Origin of the sequence: Azospirillum brasilense (assembly GCF_001315015.1) — a bacterium.
Classification (GTDB): Bacteria; Pseudomonadota; Alphaproteobacteria; order Azospirillales; family Azospirillaceae; genus Azospirillum; species Azospirillum brasilense.
Map to the genome: position 1 here is coordinate 162020 of NZ_CP012914.1, position 20115 is coordinate 182134.

18 protein-coding genes are annotated in these 20115 nt (G+C 69.7%); 10 read left to right on the top strand and 8 right to left on the bottom strand.

Going from position 1 to position 20115, the window contains the following annotated elements:
• Nucleotides 1-72: 72 nt before the first annotated feature.
• The gene (locus AMK58_RS00795; protein WP_035670101.1) at nt 73-627 is read left to right on the top strand and encodes a TspO/MBR family protein; all 555 of its coding nucleotides are present in this window, start codon (nt 73-75) and stop codon (nt 625-627) included.
• Here AMK58_RS00795 and AMK58_RS00800 read toward each other — a convergent pair whose 3' ends face one another.
• Nucleotides 628-1662: a lysine-2,3-aminomutase-like protein gene (locus AMK58_RS00800; protein ID WP_035670098.1), complete on the bottom strand. Its 1035-nt coding sequence runs from the start codon at nt 1660-1662 to the stop codon at nt 628-630.
• A 65-nt stretch (nt 1663-1727) separates the two neighbouring features.
• Between AMK58_RS00800 and AMK58_RS00805 the strand changes: the two genes are divergently transcribed.
• From AMK58_RS00805 to AMK58_RS00825, 5 genes are all read left to right on the top strand, one after another.
• Nucleotides 1728-2477, top strand: a complete 750-nt coding sequence (locus tag AMK58_RS00805) for a glycerophosphoryl diester phosphodiesterase (RefSeq protein WP_035670091.1) — start codon at nt 1728-1730, stop codon at nt 2475-2477.
• Between the two features lie 229 nt (nt 2478-2706).
• On the top strand, nt 2707-4104 hold the full coding sequence (locus tag AMK58_RS00810; protein ID WP_038531606.1) for an NAD(P)H-dependent flavin oxidoreductase: 1398 nt from the start codon (nt 2707-2709) through the stop codon (nt 4102-4104).
• Between the two features lie 136 nt (nt 4105-4240).
• Nucleotides 4241-4672, top strand: coding sequence for an iron response transcriptional regulator IrrA (gene irrA / locus AMK58_RS00815; RefSeq protein ID WP_035670117.1), 432 nt, complete (start codon nt 4241-4243; stop codon nt 4670-4672).
• A 183-nt stretch (nt 4673-4855) separates the two neighbouring features.
• A complete protein-coding gene (locus AMK58_RS00820) occupies nt 4856-5275 on the top strand; it encodes a rubrerythrin family protein (RefSeq protein WP_014238831.1) in 420 nt (139 codons plus the stop codon).
• Nucleotides 5272-5865, top strand: a complete 594-nt coding sequence (locus AMK58_RS00825) for a DUF3501 family protein (protein WP_035670089.1) — start codon at nt 5272-5274, stop codon at nt 5863-5865. The genes AMK58_RS00820 and AMK58_RS00825 overlap by 4 nt, the downstream gene beginning before the upstream one ends.
• 19 nt (nt 5866-5884) lie before the next feature.
• On the opposite strand, the gene AMK58_RS00830 is transcribed toward AMK58_RS00825, so the two are convergent.
• Nucleotides 5885-6439 (bottom strand): SH3 domain-containing protein, encoded by a 555-nt coding sequence (locus AMK58_RS00830; RefSeq protein ID WP_035670087.1) that lies wholly within the window; start codon nt 6437-6439, stop codon nt 5885-5887.
• Nucleotides 6440-6670: 231 nt separating this feature from the next.
• On the opposite strand from AMK58_RS00830, the gene AMK58_RS00835 reads away from it, so the two are divergent.
• Nucleotides 6671-7660, top strand: a complete 990-nt coding sequence (locus AMK58_RS00835; RefSeq protein ID WP_035670084.1) for a 2-hydroxyacid dehydrogenase — start codon at nt 6671-6673, stop codon at nt 7658-7660.
• Between the two features lie 22 nt (nt 7661-7682).
• Here AMK58_RS00835 and AMK58_RS00840 read toward each other — a convergent pair whose 3' ends face one another.
• Nucleotides 7683-8255, bottom strand: a complete 573-nt coding sequence (locus tag AMK58_RS00840; RefSeq protein WP_035670081.1) for a Uma2 family endonuclease — start codon at nt 8253-8255, stop codon at nt 7683-7685.
• Between the two features lie 58 nt (nt 8256-8313).
• Complete coding sequence (locus AMK58_RS00845) at nt 8314-10998, bottom strand: bifunctional acetate--CoA ligase family protein/GNAT family N-acetyltransferase (RefSeq protein WP_035670078.1); 2685 nt, start codon at nt 10996-10998, stop codon at nt 8314-8316.
• Between the two features lie 299 nt (nt 10999-11297).
• On the opposite strand from AMK58_RS00845, the gene AMK58_RS00850 reads away from it, so the two are divergent.
• A complete protein-coding gene (locus AMK58_RS00850) occupies nt 11298-12239 on the top strand; it encodes an L-lactate dehydrogenase (protein ID WP_059398483.1) in 942 nt (313 codons plus the stop codon).
• Nucleotides 12240-12332: 93 nt separating this feature from the next.
• Here the strand turns inward: AMK58_RS00850 and ppa are convergent, their stop codons facing one another.
• A complete protein-coding gene (gene ppa, locus AMK58_RS00855; RefSeq protein ID WP_035670072.1) occupies nt 12333-12890 on the bottom strand; it encodes an inorganic diphosphatase in 558 nt (185 codons plus the stop codon).
• A 150-nt stretch (nt 12891-13040) separates the two neighbouring features.
• Here ppa and AMK58_RS00860 point away from each other — a divergent pair, with 150 nt between their 5' ends.
• Nucleotides 13041-14864, top strand: a complete 1824-nt coding sequence (locus AMK58_RS00860; protein WP_059398484.1) for an extracellular solute-binding protein — start codon at nt 13041-13043, stop codon at nt 14862-14864.
• Here AMK58_RS00860 and AMK58_RS00865 read toward each other — a convergent pair.
• The 3 genes from AMK58_RS00865 to AMK58_RS00875 form a co-directional block, all read right to left on the bottom strand.
• Nucleotides 14819-15550, bottom strand: coding sequence for a cytidylate kinase-like family protein (locus AMK58_RS00865; RefSeq protein ID WP_035670069.1), 732 nt, complete (start codon nt 15548-15550; stop codon nt 14819-14821). The two genes, AMK58_RS00860 and AMK58_RS00865, sit on opposite strands and share 46 nt — an antisense overlap.
• Nucleotides 15551-15670: 120 nt before the next feature.
• Nucleotides 15671-17212 (bottom strand): 2-polyprenylphenol 6-hydroxylase, encoded by a 1542-nt coding sequence (gene ubiB / locus AMK58_RS00870; RefSeq protein WP_236778150.1) that lies wholly within the window; start codon nt 17210-17212, stop codon nt 15671-15673.
• Nucleotides 17213-17216: 4 nt separating this feature from the next.
• Nucleotides 17217-18026 carry a class I SAM-dependent methyltransferase gene (locus tag AMK58_RS00875; protein WP_079285102.1) on the bottom strand — a complete coding sequence of 270 codons (810 nt, stop codon included), beginning with the start codon at nt 18024-18026 and terminating at the stop codon, nt 17217-17219.
• A gap of 161 nt (nt 18027-18187) precedes the next feature.
• Here AMK58_RS00875 and AMK58_RS00880 point away from each other — a divergent pair, with 161 nt between their 5' ends.
• Complete coding sequence (locus AMK58_RS00880; protein ID WP_059399023.1) at nt 18188-20092, top strand: tetratricopeptide repeat protein; 1905 nt, start codon at nt 18188-18190, stop codon at nt 20090-20092.
• Nucleotides 20093-20115: the final 23 nt, after the last annotated feature.

Genomic DNA, 20115 nt, shown 5'->3' on the forward strand with positions numbered 1-20115 from the left:
CTGTTCCGGCGCACCGCCGGATGCGTCAACCACGCGCTTGACCGCAAGCGGGGCCGTGCCATTTCCTAAGGCATGAACCACCGCTCCTTCGTCCCGACGGAACCCGCAACCGACACCGGCCCGCTGCCCTTCCGCGTCTATTGGTGGCAGGCTCTGGTCTTCTGGCTGCTCACCAACACCTATGGCGTGTTCGAGCGGGGCGGGGAGCCGTTTCCCGGCTATCAGCCCTCGCCGCTGCAGCCGCCGGGCTGGGCCTTTCCGGTCGTCTGGTTCAGCATCAGCCTGATCCAGCTCTGGGGCTGCGTGCGGTTGCTGAACGCGCCCTGGACGATCCGCTGGCGCCCGGCGCTGATCGGGATGCAGGGGGCGCTGTGGCTGCTCTACGCCAGCTTCGGGTTCGCCTATTTCACGATGGGCAGCCCAATCCTGGCGGCGGCCTGGACCATCGCCTACTTCATCATCGCCTCGACCTGCGTGCTGCTGGTCTGGCCGGACGACCGCGCCATCGCGGCGAGCTGGCTGCCGCTGGTGCTGTGGACCGGCTTCGCCTCCATCGTCGCCATTCATGGCGTCGTCCTCAATCCGGACCCGCTGTTCGGGCTGGGGCCGGGGCTGGGGACGCGCTGATCAACCGCGGTAGCGGTGCGTCGCCCCGGTGAAGTCGTCCGCGAAGTATCCACCGTCGCCGTCGGGCCGCACCCAGCCCGGCGCGGCGGGGGCCTTGCCGTGCCCGCCGGGGATGTCCAGCACATAGGTCGGCTGGCAGAGGCCGGAGACGCGCCCGCGCAGCCCCTTCACCAGCGCCTGTCCCTCGGCCAGGGTCGGGCGGAAATGGCTGGTGCCGGCGGCGAGGTCGGGATGGTGCAGGTAATAGGGTTTGATCCGGTTGCGCACCAATCCCCGGAACAGCGCTTCCAGAGTCGCCGCGTCGTCATTGATGCCCTTCAGCAGCACCGTCTGGCCGAGCAGGGGAATGCCGGCGTCGGCCAGCCGGGCGATGGCGCCGCGCGCCGGCTCCGTCAACTCACTGGCGTGATTGATGTGGACGGCCATCCAGGTCGCCAGTTCCGACGCCTTCAGCGCTTCGACCAACTCCGCGGTGACGCGCGCCGGGTCGGCGACGGGGATGCGGGTGTGCAGCCGGACCACCCCGACATGGGGAATATCCGACAGGCTGCGGACGATGTGCGACAGGCGCCGCGGCGACAGCAGCAGCGGATCGCCGCCGGTCACCACGACCTCCCACACCTCGGGATGCGCACGTACGTACGCCAGCGCGGCGTCCAACTCCTCGGGCGACAGGGCCTCGCCGCCCGGACCGACCATTTCCCGCCGGAAGCAGAAACGGCAATAGACCGCGCAGGCGTGCAGCGGCTTCAGCAGGACCCGGTCGGGGTAGCGATGGACGATCCCTTTCACCGGGCTGCGCACCACATCGCCGATAGGGTCCTCGCGCTCCTCCGGTGCGGTGTACGCCTCCTCCGGGGAGGGGACGTACTGCGCGTACAGGGGATCGCCGGGCGCGGCGTCCGCCAGCGTTTCCAGCAGGTACGGGGTCAGGGCGATGGCGTAGCGGTCGGCCACGGCGGCCACGGCCTCGCCGGCCGCGGGCGTCATCAGCCCGGCGGCCACCAGATCGGTCACGCTGTGGGCTGCCTTCATCGCTCGTTCCCGATCCGCCGCTTTGCGCCTAGTATGAGAGGCCCGCTCTTACTCCCGCAGGACCCATGCTGTCGACTCTTCCCCGCCTGATCGGCCACCGCGGCGCCAAGGAAAGCGCGCCGGAGAACACGCTCGCCAGCCTGCGCGAGGCCGCCCGCCAGGGCGCCGCCTGGGTCGAGGTGGACGTGATGCTCACCCGCGACCGTGTGCCGGTGCTGATCCACGACGACACGCTGGAGCGCACCACCAGCGGCGCCGGGCCGGTGCCGGACCTGACCCTGGCGGAGCTGAAGGCGCTGGACGCCGGTTCCTGGTTCGACACCCGTTTCGCCGGCGAAACGGTGCCGACCCTGGAGGAGGCGCTGGGCGTGATCCGCAAGTTGGGTCTTGGCCTGAATCTGGAGATCAAACCCTATCCCGGCCAGGAGGTGCCGACGGCGGAAGTTGCGCTGGATCTGCTGACGCGGCTGTGGCCCGCCGGCCTGCCCCTGCTGGTGTCCAGCTTCGAGGTGCCCTGCCTGGAGGTGGCGCGCGACCGGGCGCCGGAGATTCCGCGCGGCTACCTGCTGTGGGACCCGCCCGCCGACTGGGCGGCCATTGCCGACCGCATCGGCGCGGCCACGCTGAACGTCCATCAGGATCGTCAGACGGCGGAGAGCGTCGCCGCTTACCGCGCCACCGGGCGCCCGGTGCTGGCCTACACGGTCAACGACGCGGCGCGGGCGCGGACGCTGTTCGGCTGGGGTGTGGCCGGTGTCTTCACCGACGCGCCGGGCCGCTTGGCGGCGGAACTGGCCGCCGGGACGACCCCATGAGACGGTTCTCCCGGGGACCACAGGTTGACGTTTGGGGACATGTCGCCGTGACAGATTTTTTTCTAACACCGCGAATCCGCTCGTCCGCACGGAAATTTCCTCATATATAGATCGCTCATGGCGGCATGGGCCGTCGGGGGCACGACTCCCGGCGGCGTTTTTCGTCGTCTTTCGGGTCGCGCTGTCCGGGTGCCCGCACGCGGGCGCTCTCATGGTCTTGGAGGTTTCGTTGAAGGCGCTTAAGCCGTTGCTGATGTCTGGCCGGGAGGTTCTGCCGCTCGTCGAGGGTGGCAAGGGAATTGCCGTCTCCAACGGGGAAAGCTCGGGCGCCTGGGCGGCGGCCGGGGGTATTGGAACATTCTCGGGCGTGAACGCCGACAGCTACGACGAGAACGGGAATCTCCTGCCGCAGGTCTATCACGGCAAAACCCGTCGCGAGCGTCATGACGAGCTGATCAAGTTCGGCATTCAGGGCGGCATCGCGCAGGCGCGCATCGCGCACGAGGCGTCGAACGGCCAGGGCCGCATCCACATGAACGTCCTGTGGGAGATGGGCGGCGCCGAGCACATCCTGCACGGCGTGCTGGAAGGCTCCCAGGGTCTGATCCACGGCGTCACCTGCGGCGCCGGCATGCCTTACCGCGTGGCGGAAATCGCCGTGCACTACGGCGTGCACTACTACCCCATCGTCTCCTCGGCCCGCGCCTTCCGCGCCCTGTGGCTGCGCGCCTACCACAAGTTCCGCGAGAACCTGGGCGGCGTGGTCTACGAGGACCCGTGGCTGGCCGGCGGCCACAACGGCCTGTCCAACTCCGAGGACCCGCTGAAGCCGGAGGACCCGTTCCCCCGCGTCCTGGCGCTGCGCCAGATGATGAACAGCTTCGGCCTGAACGACACCCCCATCGTCATGGCGGGCGGCGTCTGGTGGCTGTCGGATTGGGAAGACTGGATCGACAACCCCGACCTCGGCCCGGTGGCCTTCCAGTTCGGCACGCGCCCGCTGCTGACCCAGGAAAGCCCGATCTCCAACGCCTGGAAGCATCGTCTGCTGACGCTGAAGGAAGGCGACGTCTTCCTGAACCGCTTCTCGCCGACGGGCTTCTACTCCTCCGCCGTCAAGAACCCGTTCCTGATGGACCTGATGGCCCGCTCGGAGCGTCAGGTGGCCTATCTGCCCAAGCCGGTGGGCGAACACTCCGCCGAGCTGCCGCTGGGTCCGCGCGGCCGCCCGGTCTATGTGACCGAGACGGACAAGGCCCGCGCCGAGGGCTGGCTGTCCCAGGGCTTCACCAGCGGCCTGAAGACGCCGGACAGCACGGTCATCTTCGTCACGCCGGAGCAGGCGGAGCGCATCCACCGCGATCAGGTGGACTGCATGGGCTGCCTGTCTGCCTGCAACTTCTCCAATTGGGCGCAGAACGAGGAGGGCACGAACGGCAAGCGCGCCGATCCGCGGTCCTACTGCATCCAGAAGACCCTGCAGGCGGTCAGCCACACCGACGACTGCGAAAACCAGCTCATGTTCGCCGGTCACAACGCCTTCCGCTTCGCGTCAGACCCGTACTACAAGGACGGGTTCATCCCGACCGTGAAGCAGCTGGTCGAGCGGATCGCCACCGGCTACTGACGCCGGCGGCCCGCGGCTTTGCGGGGGCGCTTGCCCCCTGACCTGAAATCGTTCTAAAGTGAGCGGGCTGCGGCGGATCGCCGCGGTCCGTTTCGCGTTCCGACTTTGTGACCTGAACCACGGCGAACAGACGACGATGACCGGCACCCGACCCTTCAAGCGCGCTCTCGACCGCCTGCAGACGGCAGGCTTCCGCCCGACGCGCCAGCGTCTCGGGCTGGCCCGCCTGCTGTTCGAAGGGGAGCACCGTCACGTCACCGCCGAGCAACTCCACACCGAGGCCATGGGGGCGGACCTGCGGGTGTCGCTGGCCACGGTCTACAACACGCTGAACCAGTTCACCGCCGCCGGCCTGCTGCGCGAAGTGGTGGTGGAGGCGGGCAAGTCCTACTTCGACACCAACACCAGCGACCATCACCATTTCTTCCTGGAAGGGACGGGCCGGCTGGAGGACATCCCCGGCGACGACGTGGTGGTGCAGCATCTGCCGCCGGCCCCGCCGGGCACGCGCATCGCGCGGGTGGACGTGATCGTCCGGCTGAGCGCGGAGCAGGGCGACGAGCGCTGAGGGGCGGGCGGCCCATGGCTGCTGCTGGAAAAAATCCGTCTCCCAGCCGGGTCTTCAGGGAATTTCCGGAACATTGACGCGTTTTGGGAGCAATGGCATAAGCCGTAGCCGAGGCTCGGCCGCCGGAGGCCCCACGCCCGCGCGCGGCCGGGCCGGACAGAACCCCGTCTGGAGAACGCCGCCATGTCGCTGAAGGGCACGAAGACCGAGCAGAACCTCAAGGCGGCCTTCGCGGGGGAGAGTCAGGCCAACCGCCGCTATCTCTATTTCGCCCAGAAGGCCGATGTGGAAGGCCACAACGAGGTTGCCGCCGTCTTCCGCTCCACCGCGGAGGGCGAAACCGGCCACGCCCACGGCCATCTGGAATTTCTGGAGGAGGCCGGCGACCCGATCACCGGCCTGCCCATCGGCGATACGGTGAGCAACCTGAAGGCCGCCATCGCCGGCGAGACCCACGAATACACCGACATGTACCCGGGCATGGCCCGCACCGCCCGCGAGGAAGGCTTCGAGGAGGTTGCGGACTGGTTCGAAACGCTGGCCAAGGCCGAGCGGAGCCACGCCGGGCGGTTCCAGAGGATGCTGGACCAGCTGTCGTCATGACGGCACGCCGGACCGCGATCACCCGCACCGACATCCTTCCCCTGGACCGCTACGCCCGCGAACGCGCCGCCCGCCGCAGCGCGCTGGTCGCCGTGAAGAGGAAGCGCCGCGTCGCGGTCGGCCCCTACGCCCTCGTCCATTTCGAGAATTACGAGACGATGTGGCAGCAGGTCCACGAGATGCTGTTCATCGAGCGGGGCGGCGAGGCGCAGATCGACGGCGAGCTTCGCGCCTACAACGGCCTGATCCCGCAAGGGACGGAACTGGTCGCCACGGTGATGTTCGAGATCGCCGACCCGGCGCGGCGCGCTGCCGAACTTGGCCGGCTGGGCGGGGTGGAGCGGACGGTGACGCTGCGGTTCGCCGGCCACACGGTGACCGGCCGGCCGGAGGAGGACGTGGAGCGCACGAACGAGGCCGGCAAGGCGTCCGCCGTCCATTTCCTGCATTTCGACTTCACGCCGGAGCAGATTGCCGCCTTCCGCACCCCCCGGACGGAGGTGATCCTCGGTATCGGCCATTCTCAGTACGGCCACATGGCGGTGATGCCGGAGGCGGTCCGGGCGGAGCTTGCGGGGGATTTCGAGTAGAGAGCGCTGTGCCCGCCTGTTACTCGAACGTCTCGTCCTTGTAGGCGCCCCAGAACTCCCCGCGGCTCATCCAGCCGCGATAGCCTTTCAGGTCCACCTCGCACCACTCGCCCTTGCACTTGCGCAGCCAGCCGATCACCCCCGGCTGGGCGCGGGCCACGACGGCGGCGTCGCCACGCGGCTCCTTGCGGACGGTGCGGATGTCGCCGGTGATGACGATGCTGCGCTTGCCCGACAGCATGCTCTGGTGCACCCAGCCCTCGCTGCCTTCCCAGTCGCGGATGCGGCGCCAGGTGTCGAATTCCTGGGTGATCTCCACCGGCATTTCCTTGCGGGTGAACACCCATTCGATGGGGTAGCGCACGTTGGGGCCGGTGCGCGCGTTCACCTCGCCCGAGCGCAGCGACACGAAACGGGGGATCGGCAGGCCCGAGGCGTGGGTCGGGTCCTTCTCGCGCCGCCCGCCTTCCGACGCGTCGGCGGTGAACGGCGTGACCGGAGCCAGGGCTGCGACGGCCAGCGCCAGAACGGCGAGAGCGCGGCGGATGGCAGACGTCGTCGGCAACGGCAACACCGGCAGCCCCGTGCTGTGGAGATCGGAAGGATTTGAGTCGGAAGCACTATAATTAGGGGTAGCCGCCGGGAGCAAGCGCAAGGCGCGGGTGGGCGCACGGCATCGGTTCTTGTCACATGGCGGGGCGGCTCATCGGGCTGGCCGCCGCGCCGAATCGTCACTGCCATCTGGACAGCCTCCCAACCGCTTGATAGGACAAGCGTCGGCCCGGAATGGGGGAGGCACCGTCCAATGACCGAAAAGAAGAAGCCGCTCGTCGTCGTCACCCGGAAATTGCCGGACGTCATCGAGACGCGGATGATGGAGCTGTTCGACGCACGGCTGAATTCCGACGACGAACCCTTGACCCACGCGCAGCTCATCGACGTGGCGCAAGTGGCCGACGTGCTGGTTCCCACCGTCACCGACCGGATCGACCGCGAGGTGATCGAGAAGGCCGGGCCGCAACTCCGCCTCATCGCCTCCTTCGGGACGGGCGTGGACCACATCGACCTGAAGGCGGCGCGGGAGCGCGGCATCAGCGTCACCAACACGCCGGGCGTCCTGACCGAAGACACGGCGGACATGACCATGGCCCTGCTGCTGGCGGTCGGCCGCCGGGTGGCGGAGGGCGAGCGGCTGGTCCGCTCCGGCCAGTGGAAAGGCTGGGGGCCGACGACGATGCTCGGCCACCGCATCCAGGGCAAGCGGCTGGGCATCCTCGGCATGGGCCGCATCGGGCAGGCGCTGGCGCGCCGGGCGCGCGCCTTCGGCATGTCGATCCACTACCACAACCGCCGCCGCGTCTATCCGGACGTCGAGCAGGAGCTTGAGGCGACCTATTGGGACAGCCTGGACCAGATGCTGGCGCGCATGGACGTGGTGTCCATCAACTGCCCGCACACCCCGGCCACCTATCACCTGCTGTCGGAGCGCCGGCTGAAGCTGCTGCGCCCGCACTGCTTCATCGTCAACACCTCGCGCGGCGAGGTCATCGACGAGACGGCGCTGACCCGGATGCTGTCGAAGGGCGAGATCGCCGGGGCCGGCCTGGACGTGTTCGAGCATGAGCCGGCGGTGAACCCGAAGCTGCTGCGGCTCGACAATGTGGTCCTGCTGCCGCACATGGGCTCCGCCACCATCGAGGGCCGGATCGACATGGGCGAGAAGGTCATCATCAACATCAAGACCTTCGCGGACGGCCACGCCCCGCCCGACCGCGTCCTGGAAACGCTGCTGTAAGGCTGAGTGCTGGAGAGGGCGTCTAGAGGACGCCCTCATACAGGCTGGCCATGGGGATCTCGATCCCGACCGAGGGGAAGCGCAGCGTCCCGCCCCCGATGACGTCGCAGCCTCTGATGTCACGAACAACCCAGCTTTGTTCGTCCTCGCGGTGCCACAGCTCGGCATAGCGCTTTGTCGAGTCGAGCAGCAGGATTTCCTGTACCGATGGGATTTCCCGGTAGATCGCCAGCTTCCGGCCACGGTCGAACTGGGCTGTGGACGGCGACAGGATCTCGACGATGATCGTCGGGTCCGGCACCGGAACCATGCCGGGCTTCAAGGGCTGGCAAGTCACCGCGATGTCCGCCTGGAAATAGGTGTCCTCGTGGTCGGAAAGCCGGATGCCCGCTTCGGAAACGACACGGCATGGAGGCCGGAGCCGGGTTCCGATCTGAATGCCGATGGCCATCGCCAAGGCGCCATGGGTCGCGGCGGGCGGCGCCATGGCAACGGGTTGACCGCCGTCCAGCTCATAGCGGGTGTCCGTTCCGTCGTTCCAGACGAGGAACTCATCCACGGTCATCGGGCGGGGTGCCGGATCGCTCATGCCCATGAGTATGGCCCTCTCCCTCGTCGCTTCCAAGTGGGCGCCGTCCAAGGGGCCGCCGCGGCTATTTCGCGGCGAGCCCGCCGCCCAGCTCAATCCGGACCTCGACCACGCCGGGCTCGTCCAGGTTCTCCTTGCGGATGAAGCCCAGCGCGCGGCACATGCCCAGCATGTTGGTGTTCTCGCGCAGAACCTCGCCGTAGACCTCCTTGATTCCGCGGGAGCGGGCGTAGTCCAGGATCTTGTTCATCAGCTGGTAACCCAGCCCCTGGCCCTTCATGTCCGACCGCACCATCACGGCGTATTCGGCGCGCAGGTTGTCGGGGTCGGCGGTGATGCGGACGACGCCGTACATGATGGTTTCACCCGTCTCCGGGTCCGGCCCGACGGCGACCAGACCCATCTCGCGGTCGTAGTCCATCTGGGTCAGGCGGGCGGCGGCCTGATGCGACAGCCGCTTCAGCGGCGCGAAGAAGCGCAGCCGCAGATCCTCCTGCGTCTGATTGGCCACCATGTGGTGCACCAGCGGTTCGTCCTCCGGCAGGATGGGGCGGACGAGGAACTGGCGGCCGTCCTTGATGGTGATGCGGTCCTCCAGCCCCTTGGGGTAGGGGCGGATGGCCAGACGCTTGGCGCCGGGCAGGGCCGGGACGCCGACCTTGATGCGGGCGTCGAGCGCCAGCACGCCCTCCGCGTCGGCGAGCAGCGGGTTGACGTCCAGCTCGGCGATTTCCGGGAAGTCGACGATGAGCTGCGAGATCTTGTTCAGCGTCAGCGCCACCGCCTCCAGGTCGACCGCGGCGCGCGAGCGGTAGCCCTGCAATTGGCGCCAGATGCGGGTGCGGCCCATCAGCTCCGTCGCCAGCTTCATGTTCAGCGGCGGCAATGCCAGCGCGTAGTCCTCCACCACCTCCACACCGATGCCGCCCTCGCCGAACAGCAGGACGGGGCCGAACAGCTCGTTTTCCGTCATGCCGACGATCAGCTCGTAGGCGTCGGCGCGCACCGCCATCTCCTGGACGGTGAAGCCCTCGATGCGGGCGTCGGGCACGGCCTCGCGCACGCGGGCCAGCATCGCCTCGGCCTCAGCCTTGACCTCCGCCGGCTCGGTCAGGTGCAGGGCGACGCCGCCGACGTCCGACTTGTGGGTGATGTCCGGCGACAGGATCTTCAGCGCCAGCGGCCCGCCGATCATTTCGGCGCAGTGGGCGGCCTCCTCCGGCGTGTCGGCGCGGCGGGTGTCCACCACCGGGACGCCGTAGGCGGCGAGCACGCGCTTGGCCTCATACTCGCTCAGCCAGTCGCGCTTCTCGGCGATGGCGCGGGAGATGATCTTGCGCACCGTGATGCCGTCGGGCTGGAAATCCTCCGGCACCGACGGCGGCGTCTCCATCAGCAGCTCCTGGTTCCGGCGGTATTCCACCAGATGCAGGAAGGCGCGCACCGCGTGGCTGGGCGTGTCGTAGGTGGGGACGCGGTTGGCGGCGAACAGCTTGCGCGCTTCCGCCGCGGTGTTGTCGCCCAGCCAGCTCGTCAGCACCGGATGCTTGCGCGTCTTGTTGGCGATCATGGTGTCGACCACGGCCTGCGCGGCGGCCAGCCCGTCGGTCACCGCGGTCGGGCAGTTCAGCACCAGCACGGCGTCGTTGTTGGGGTCGGCCATCAGGGCGTTCAACGCATCGGCGTAGCGCTTGGGCGGGGCGTCGCCGCCGATGCGCAGCGGGTTGCGGGCGCTGCCGGCGCCCAGCGCCTTCTCCAGCGCGTCCATCGTCTCCGGCGCGAACTGGGCCAGCCGGCCGCCGGACAGGATCAGGCTGTCGGTCGCCATCACCCCCATGCCGCCGCCGTTGGTCAGGATGGCCAGCCGGTCGCCGGTGATCGGCGACCCGGTGCCCAGCGTGCCCACCGCGTCGAACAGCTCGTCCAGCCCGGTGACGCGCAGGATGCCGGCGCGGCGGAAGGCGGCGTCGTAGACCGCGTCGGACACCGCCAGCGCTCCGGTGTGGGAGGTCGAGGCCTCCAGCGCCTCGTCGGTGCGGCCGGACTTGATGACGATCACCGGCTTCTGGCGGGCGGCGGAGCGCGCCGCCGACATGAACTTCCGCGCGTCGCTGATGCTCTCGATGTAGAGCAGGATGGCCCGCACGGTGGCGTCGCTGGCCAGATAATCCAGCAGGTCGCCGAAATCGACGTCGGCCTTGTCGCCCATCGAGATCAGGTGCGAGAAGCCGATCCCCCGCGCCGTCGCCCAGTCGGCGATCGACGTCACCACCATGGACGATTGGGCCACCAGCGCCACGTCGCCCTTCTTCGGCGTGACGTGGCCGAAACTGGCGTTGAGCCCGCGGCCCGGCACCATGATGCCCAGGCTGTTGGGACCCAGTACGCGCATCAGGTGGGGCTTCGCCGCCTCGCGCAGGGTCTGCGTCTGCTCCTTGGAAAATCCGCTGGAGATGACGATGGCCGCCTTGGTTCCGCGCTTGCCCAGCGCGTCGACGGTGGCGGGCACCGTGGCGGCCGGGGTGCAGATCACCGCCAGATCCGGCGTGACCGGCAGATCGTCCACCGACTTGTAGGTCAACACTCCCTCGACCGCGCGTTCGCCGGTCACCGGCATGATCGGGCCGTCGAACCCGGCGTTGAACAGGTTGCGGGCCACCACGGCGCCGATGGTGTTCGGCTTTCGGGTCGCCCCGATCAGGGCGATGGAGGCAGGCTTGAACAGGCGGTCGAGGTTGCGAACGGTCATGGCCGGGTTCCGGGGGTTCGTCTCACACAGCAAGGCTCGAACAGCCGCCATTCCGCTAAAGATCGGACCGGGGCCATCGACTTGCAATCAGCGGTAAGGAGGCAATCGCAGGACGGGAACGCGACCGATCGCCGCTCATGTTGCGGTGCAACATACACATTGGTCATACCTTTGTACAGGCGCCCTTTGTCGCGCCCCCTTCCGGAGCGGATATCCCTGCCGCGCATCGGGGCTTGAGCGGGCGGGCGCGATGCTCCACCCTGTTGACCCTCAATGGAAAAGAACAGGGAGCGGGAGTCATGAAGGTCGGGATCGTCGGGGCCGGCGCGGTGGGCGCCACGGCGGGATTCGCCATGGTGATGAGCGGTGCGGCCAGCGAGGTCGTGCTGGTCGACATGAACGAGAAGCTGGCCGCGGCCCAGGCGCAGGACATCGCTCACGCCGTGCCCTTCGCCCGCGCCGCCCAAGTGCGCCAGGGCGGCTACGCGGCGCTGGCGGGGGCCGGGGTGGTCGTGCTGGCCGCCGGCGTGGCGCAGCGGCCCGGCGAGACGCGCCTGCAGCTGCTGGAGCGCAACGCGGCGGTCTTCGGCGCCATCATCCCGGCGGTCCTGGCGGCGGCGCCCGACGCCATCCTGCTGGTGGCGACCAACCCGCTGGACGTGATGACGCAGATCGCCACCCGCATCTCCGGCCTGCCGCCGTCGCGGGTGATCGGCTCCGGCACGATCCTCGACACCGCGCGCTTCCGCGCCCTGCTGGCCGACCGGCTGGGGGTGACGCCGAAGTCGGTGCACGCCCATGTGGTGGGCGAGCATGGCGATTCGGAAGTCCTGCTGTGGTCCGGCGCCACCGTGGCCTGCCTGCCGGTGGATCGCGGCGCCGAGCGGCTGAAGCGTCCCCTGACCGCCGAGGACCGCGCCGCCATCGACGAGGGCGTGCGCCGCGCCGCCTACCGCATCATCGACGGCAAGGGGCACACGGCCTTCGGCATCGCCGGCGGCCTGTCGCGCATCGTGGCGGCCATCGCCGGGGACGAGCGGGCGGTGCTGACCTGCTCCATCCTCAACGACGAGGTTCTGGGGGTGCCGGACGTGGCGCTGTCGCTGCCGCGGGTGATCGGCGCCGGCGGCGTCCTGGAGACGGTGATGCCCGACCTGTCGGAGGAAGAGGCGGCGGCGCTGAAGCGCAGCGCGGAAATCCTGAAGGAGGCGGTGACCTCGGTGGAGAAGTCGCTGCCCTGACGGGGTGAAGGAAAAAGCGGGACTGGTCCGCGTTGCAGGACCGGCCCCGCGCTGCGGAGCCGGCCCTTGCAACCCGTCCAGTCGAGAGGCGCGTCAGACCACCGGGCCGAGCTGGCCCTTGGTGGCGGCGGCGGCGCGCTCCATGCCTTCCTGGATCTTCTTGGCGGCTTCCTGCTCGTCGCCCCAGCGCAGGATCTTCACCCACTTGCCCTTTTCCAGATCCTTGTAGTGCTGGAAGAAGTGGGCGATCTGCTCGGTGGTGATCTCCGGCAGGTCCTTGTAGGACTTCACGCTGCTGTAGAACGGGTGCAGCTTGTCGACCGGAACGGCCAGCAGCTTCTCGTCCTCGCCGCCCTCGTCCTCCATGAACAGCACGCCGATCGGGCGCGAGCGCAGGACGGCGCCCGGGATGACCGAATGGCGGCCGACCACGCAGACGTCCACCGGGTCGCCGTCACCCGACAGGGTGTGCGGGATGAAGCCGTAGTTGCAGGGGTAGTACATGGCGGTGTGCAGGAAGCGGTCGACGAACATCGCGCCCGACTCCTTGTCGATCTCGTACTTCACCGGCTCGCCGCGCAACGGGATCTCGATGACCACGTTCACGTCCCACGGGGCGTTCTTGCCGACCGGAACCTTGCTGAGATCCATGGAAAACCATCCTTCGACTGCAAAAGCGGGTTGCGCTTGGTTGTGGACGCGGGCCAAAGCTCCCGGCGCCGCGCGCGCGGAGTTTTAGGCAGATGCGGCCATAAGTCAAAGCGCACTTGCGCAGGTGCGGCAAAGGGACGAGCCTTCGCCATGCCCTTCCTCCGTCTCGCGCTGCTCTGTCTCGCCTTGTTTCCCCTTGCCGCGCGGGCCGAACCACCGCCGGGGCCTTCCCACGCCATCGCCATGCCCGCCATCGCCATGCATGGCGAGCCCGCCTACCCGCCGGGCTTCGCGCATTTCGCCTACGTCAACCCCGACGCGCCGAAGGGCGGCACCCTGCGCCAGGCGGTGACCGGCGGCTTCGACACGCTGAACCCCCATGTGGTCAAGGGCGTGCCCGCCCTGGGGCTCGGTTTCGTCTTCGAAACGATGCTGACCCGCTCGTGGGACGAACCCTTCTCGCTCTACGGCCTGCTGGCCGAGAGCCTGGAGGTGCCGGAGGATCGCAGCGCCGCCGTCTTTCACCTGAACCCCGCCGCGCGCTGGCACGACGGGACGCCGGTGACCGCCGCGGACGTGCTGTTCTCGCTGGAGGTCCAGCGCGCCCACGGCACGCCGAACCGCCGCCAATTCTACGCCAAGGTGACGAGCGCCGCGGCGCCGGACGAGCGCACCGTCCGCTTCGCCTTCGCCCCCGGCCCGGACGGACGTTTCGACCGCGAGATGCCGCTGCTGATGGGGCTGATGCCGATCCACGCCAAGGCGTGGTGGGCGGGGCGGGACTTCGCCGCCACGACGCTCGACCCGCCGCTGGGCAGCGGCCCCTATCGGGTCAAACAGGCGGAGGCCGGACGGCGCATCGTCTACGAGCGGGTGGCCGACTACTGGGGGCGGGACCTGCCGTCGCGGCGCGGGCTGTTCAACGCCGACACGCTGGACTTTACCTATTACCGCGACGACTCGGTGGCTCTGGAAGCTTTCCTGGCCGGGCAGGGCGACGTGCGGCGCGAATCCGACCCCGCCAAATGGGCCACCGGCTACGACGGCCCGGCGCTCCGCGCGGGGCGGATCGTGCTGGAGGAACTGCCGCACCGCCGCCCGGAGTTCGCCCGCGGCCTGATCTTCAACACCCGCCGCCCGCCGTTCCAAGACATCCGGGTGCGGCAGGCGCTGGGTCTCGCCACCGATTTCGCCTGGATCGGCAAGACGCTGTTCCACGGCGCGCTGGTCCGCACCGCCAGCTATTACCCGAACTCCGAGTTGGCGGCGGAGGGGGTGCCGGGGCCGGAGGAACGGTCGGTGCTGGAGCCCTTCCGCGACCGCCTGCCGCCGGAGTTGTTCACCACGCCCTTCACCCTGCCGCATACCGACGGCAGCGGCCCGGCGGGGGCGCGGGGCAACCTGCGCGAGGCGCTGCGCCTGCTGGCGGAGGCCGGCTGGCGGGTGAGCGGCGGGCGGCTGACCGACGGGGCGGGGCATCCTTTCGCCTTCGAAATCCTGCTGGGCAACCCGGCGGACGAGCGGGTGGCGCTGGAATACGCCCGTTCGCTGGAGCGGCTGGGCATCGCCGCCACGGTGCGCACGGTGGACAACGCGCAGTATCAGGCGCGCCTCGATCATTTCGACTTCGACATGACCCTGCGCTGGTGGGTTTCCAGCCTCTCGCCGGGCAATGAGCAACTTTACTATTACGGGTCCGAGGCAGCGGACCAGCCGGGCAGCCGCAACTATCCCGGCATCCGCGACCCGGTGGTGGACGCCATCGCCGCCTCCATCGCCGAGGCGCGGACCCGCGCCGACCTCGTGGCCCGCGTCCGTGCGCTCGACCGGGTGCTGCTGTGGGGACAATATATGGTGCCGCTGTTCCACAGCCCGGCCGACCGCATGGCCCGCTGGTCGCGGCTGAAGCACCCGGAGGCGACGCCCCTCTACGGCCCGCTGGTCGAGTCCTGGTGGATCGAGGACGGCGGCTGAGCCTCCTCATGCCCGCCATGGACCCGGTAGGCGTGCAGGATCACATCGACCACGGCGTCCAGATCGGTGAAGCGGTCGGTGTTGACGATCAGGTCGTATTGCAGCGGATCGCTGTTGGAGACCTTGAAGAACTCCTTGAAATACTTGGTGCGGGCGGCGTTGACCCGCTGCACCTCATGCAGCGCGTCGGCGACCTTGGCGGGATCGCCGCCGGCCAGCCGCGCGGCGCAGACCTCGTCCGAGCCGACGATGCGGACGCGGAAGCGCGGCGCCCCGCGCAGCAGCAAATGCGCCCCACGCCCGACGATCACCCCGCCGCGGAAGGCGATGCCGTTGACCACGCGGGTCAGCAGCCGCTGGTACTCGGTCAGCGGGTCGTGCAGCCCCATCAGGCTGGCGTAAAGGAACATCCCCGCCCGCCCCGGCAGCTTCTCGTCGAGCTGGCGCATCAGCGTCGGGTCGGAGGTGGCCGTCGCCACCACGGCGTCGAGGATTTCCTTGTCGAAGCAGGGCACCCCCAGCGACCCGCCGAGCTTCGCCGCAATCACCTCGCCGCCGGCCCCGTGCTCGCGGGCGATGGTGACGACGGGGGGCGGGGACTCCAGTGGGCCGGAGCGGGGCCGGTGCGGCTGGAGCTGGTCGGTTCGGATGTAGGTCAGAAGCGCCTGGAATTCGTCGCGGGCCATGGCTTCCCTCCGCGAACGGTTGCGACGATTCCAGTGTCCGGCCGGGCGGCGGCGGGGTCAACGACGCCCAAGGGGGAGGGGCACCCCGTCGCACCCCTTCCGCGCTCAGCCAAAATGGATCTACAGCACCTTCACCGCGATCACCGTCAGCAGGACGACGATGATCCACAGGGCGACGCGCTCGCTGATCCGGCGCTCCACCCAGCGGTCGAGCATGTGCTTGATCGAATGGGGGTGCAGGCGCAGGCCGCCGTCGGCCAGCTCGGCGGCGGCGCGTTCGGCCTGGTTCACCAGACGGGGCAGGCGGCGCACCGTCGACACCATGGCCTCCAGATCGTCGAGGATCTGGGCTTCCGGCCCGCGGTTCTCGCGCATCCAGTCCTCGATCAGCGGGCGCGCCAGCTCCCACATGTTGATGTTCGGGTTCAGGATACGGCCCACCCCCTCCGCCGTCAGCATGCTCTTCTGAAGCAGGAGGAGCTGCGGCTGGGTCTCCATCTCGAACTGCTCGGTCACCGCGAAGAGCTGGGCGAGCAGCCGGCCGACGGAGATCTCGCTCAGCGGCTTGTTCTGCAACGGCTCGCCGATGGCGCGGCAGGCCTGGGTGAAGACCTCGATCGACTGGTGGCGGGGGACGTAGCCCGCCTCGAAATGCACCACGGCGACGCGGCGATAGTCGCCGGTCAGGAAGCCGATGAGCATGTCGGCGAGGTAGGTCCGCGTCGCCCGGTCCAGCCGGCCCATGATGCCGAAATCGACGGCGGTGATGTTGCCGTCCTGGGTGACGAACAGGTTGCCCGGATGCAGGTCGGCGTGGAAGAAGCCGTCGCGGAACACCTGGTTGAAGAAGCTGGCCGAGGCCTTGGCCAAAATCTCGTCGCGGTCGTAGCCGGCGGCGTCGAGCCTTTCCGACTCGTCCACCTTGAAGCCGCGGATGCGCTCCAGCGTCAGGACGCGGCGCGCCGTGCGGTCCCAGTCGATGGCCGGCACGTTGAAGGTGGGGTCGTCCTTGAAGTTGTCGCCCAGCTCCGACGCCGCCGCGGCTTCCATCCGCAGTTCCATCTCCAGGCGGGAGGTGCGGGCGAAGGTGTCCACCACCTCGCGCGGGCGCAGCCGCTTCAGCTTGGGCATGACCAGGACGGCCAGCTCGGCCAGCCAGTAGAACAGGTCAATGTCCCGCTCGAAGGCGTTCTCGATGCCCGGCCGCAGCACCTTCACCGCGACCTCCCGCCCCTCGGCGGTGACGGCGAAATGCACCTGCGCGATGGAGGCGGCGGCGACCGGCACCTCGTCGAAGCTGCGGAACAGCGTCCCGATGGGGGCGCCCAGCTCCTCCTCGACGATGGCGCGGGCCTGGGCGCCGGGGAAGGGCGGCAGCTTGTCCTGAAGCTCGGCCAGATCCAGCGCCATCCGCTCGCCGACGAGGTCGGAGCGGGTGGACAGCAGCTGCCCCAGCTTGATGTAGGTCGGCCCCAAATCAGCCAGCGCGCGGGCCAGCCGCTGGCCGACGCGGCCCGGCTCCTTGGCGTTGCCGACCCAGCGCCAGAACAGGGCGAAGCCGGGGGCGGTCTGCGGCAGCGTTTCCGGCAGCGCGTTGTAGCGCGCCAGCGTGCGGCCGATCACGAAGAGGCGGCCGATGTTTCGGGCGGTCCGGAACAGCATCCGGTCAGATCCGCCAGCCGGAATGGATGGCGGCGATGCCGCCCGTTAGGTTGCGCACGCGCACCGCGCCGAAGCCCGCGGCCTCGATGCGCTTGACCATGGCCTGCTGCTCGGGGAAGCGGCGGATGCTCTCCGCCAGATAGCGGTAGCTGTCCTCGTCCCCGGCCACCATGCGGCCGAGCCGCGGCAGGACCTGGAAGGAATAGACGTCGTAGATCTCGCGCAGGACCGGAAGGACCACGTGGCTGAACTCCAGGCAGAAGAACTTTCCGCCGGGCTTCAACACGCGGCGCGCCTCGGAAAGCGCGGCGTCGATGCGCGTGACGTTGCGCAGGCCGAACGCAATCGTATAGGCGTCCACCGAACGGGAGGCGATGGGCAGCCTTTCGGCGTCGCCGACCGTCCAGTTCACGCCGGTCAGCAGGTTGCGGTCGTAGGAACGGTCGCGCCCGACTCGGACCATCGACTCGGTGATGTCGCAGACCACGGCCCGCCCGCCGCCGCGCTCCAGGAAACGGAAGGCGATGTCGCCGGTGCCGCCCGCCACGTCGAGCAGCGTCATGTCGGCGCGCGGCGCCACCATCTCCATCAGCGTGTCCTTCCACAGCCGGTGGATGCCGCCCGACATCAGGTCGTTCATCAGGTCGTAGCGTCCGGCCACGCTGTCGAAGACGGCGCGGACGAGGCCGGACTTGGCGTCGGGGTCGACGGGGCGGTAGCCGAACCAGTTCCCTTCGGCCCCGGCGGACACGCCGGTGGCCTGGGCCGGAGCTGCGGGCTGGGACGGGGCGGAGGGGGTGCGCGGATCGGTCATGGCGCGCAACATAGCGCGCGGTCTGGGCTTGCGCCAGCCGGGGCGTTGCCGTGACGCACCCCCGGCGCGCGGTTTTTGCGGGCTTGACCCCGCGTCCCGGCTTCGCCACCGTGCCTGCCGGTGGACGATGCCAGTGGATGATGGCGGACGGACGGGGGACCATGGCCACGCTGCAGGAAGCCCTGCTGATCGCCTTCGACCTCCAGCGGGAGGGGCGCTTCGCCGAGGCCGACTCGGTCTACGGGCAGATCCTCGACGCCGTTCCCGGCCACCCGCCGGCCCTGCATCTGCGCGGCCTCCTCCTCGCCCAATGCGGGCGGCTGGAGGAAGGCTGCGCGCTGGTCGAGCAGGCCATCGCCGCCATCGATGGTCAGGATGGAGGCCAGCCCGACCTGCACGCCAACCACGCCAATCTGCTGGAGGCGCTGGGCCGGTTCGGCGGGGCGGCGGAGGCGCTGGCCCGCGCCGCCGCCCTCGATCCGGAGCGGGTGGCGCTTCTCAACAATTTCGCGGTGCGCCGGCTGGCCGCCGACGATCCGGCAACGGCGGAGCGGGCCCTGCGCGCCGCGCTGGACCTTCAACCGGGGCTGGCCGACCCGCGCATAAACCGAGCCCGGGCGCTGGACGCGCTGGGCCGGCCGGAGGCGGCGCTGACCCAGCGGCGGATCGCCGCGCTGCTGGCGCCGGACGACGCCGCCCTGCTGGGGGCGCTGGCTCTGCGGCCCAACGCGGGGGAAGGGGAACTGCGCCGCGCCCTGCGGCTCGACCCGGAGCAGGAGGCGCTGTGGAACCGGCTGGGCGCGTGGCGGAAGGACCGCGGCGCGCTGTCTTCGGCCCGCAGCGCCTACGAGCGTGGTCTGGCGCTGGACCCCGCCGACGCCGCGCTGTGGAACAACCGGGCCAACGTGCTGAAGGGGCAGGGCGCTCCGGGCGGCGCGCGGGAGGCCTTGCTGCGGGCGGCGGCGCTCCAGCCGGACTCGGCGGCCATCCGCAACAACCTCGCCGACGCCCACGCGCTCTGCGGCGACCCGGAGGCGGCGTTGGCGGAGGCGGAGGCAGCGCTCGCCCGCGACCCCGCCCTGGCCGATGCGCGGCTGGCGCGGGCCTCGGCGCTGCTGGCGCTCGGGCGCTTCGCGGTGGGCTGGGACGCCTGGGAGGACCGCTGGTCCGCCGAACCCTGGTGCCGCACCGCCGGGCGTTTCCCGCAGCCGTGGTGGACCGGCCAGCCGCTGGGCGGCGGGCGGCTGCTCGTCTGGGGGGAGCAGGGTGTCGGCGATGAACTGATGTTCGCCACGCTGCTCCCTTTGTTGACGCAATCGTCAACAGATAAGACGCAATCATCAACGCCGGCCTTGGCCGGCTGCCTGCTGGAATGCGACGCCCGGCTGGCGCCGCTGTTCGCCCGCTCGCTGCCGGGGGTCGAGGTGGTGCCGCGCGGCCCGCTGACGGACCCGCGCCTGTCGGCTCCGGACATCGCTGCGCAGATCCCGTCGGGCAGCCTGCCGCGCCTTCTGCTGCGCGCCGAGGAGGATTTCCGCCGGCTGCGCCCGATCCTGGCCGCCGACCCGGCGCGGACACCGGCGGTTCAGCGGAGTGGCCGGCGCCCCCTGGTCGGCATCGCCTGGCACACCACCAACCCGAAATGGGGGCGCCTGCGCAACGTGCCGCTGGCCGATCTGACACGCGCGCTGCACGCCGCGGGCGCCGACATGGTGGTCCTGCAATACGGCGACTGCACGGCGGAGGTGGCCGCCCTGGCGGCGGAGGGCGTTGCCGTCGCGCTGCCGCCCGGGCTGGACCGTAAGGACGACCTGGACGGGCTGGCCGCGCAGATCGCCGCCACCGACCTCGTCGTCACCATCGACAACGCCACCGCCCATCTCGCCGGCGCGCTGGGCCATCCGGTCTGGGTCCTGCTGTCCCATGCGCCGGACTGGCGCTGGCTGGTCGGCCGGGACGACTCGCCCTGGTATCCCTCGGCCCGCCTGTTCCGTCAGCCGGCGGCGGGGGATTGGCGGACGCCGCTGGATGCCGTGACCGGCCGGCTGCGCGCGCTTTTCCCATAGCTCTGCTACCCTTCGCGTCCTCA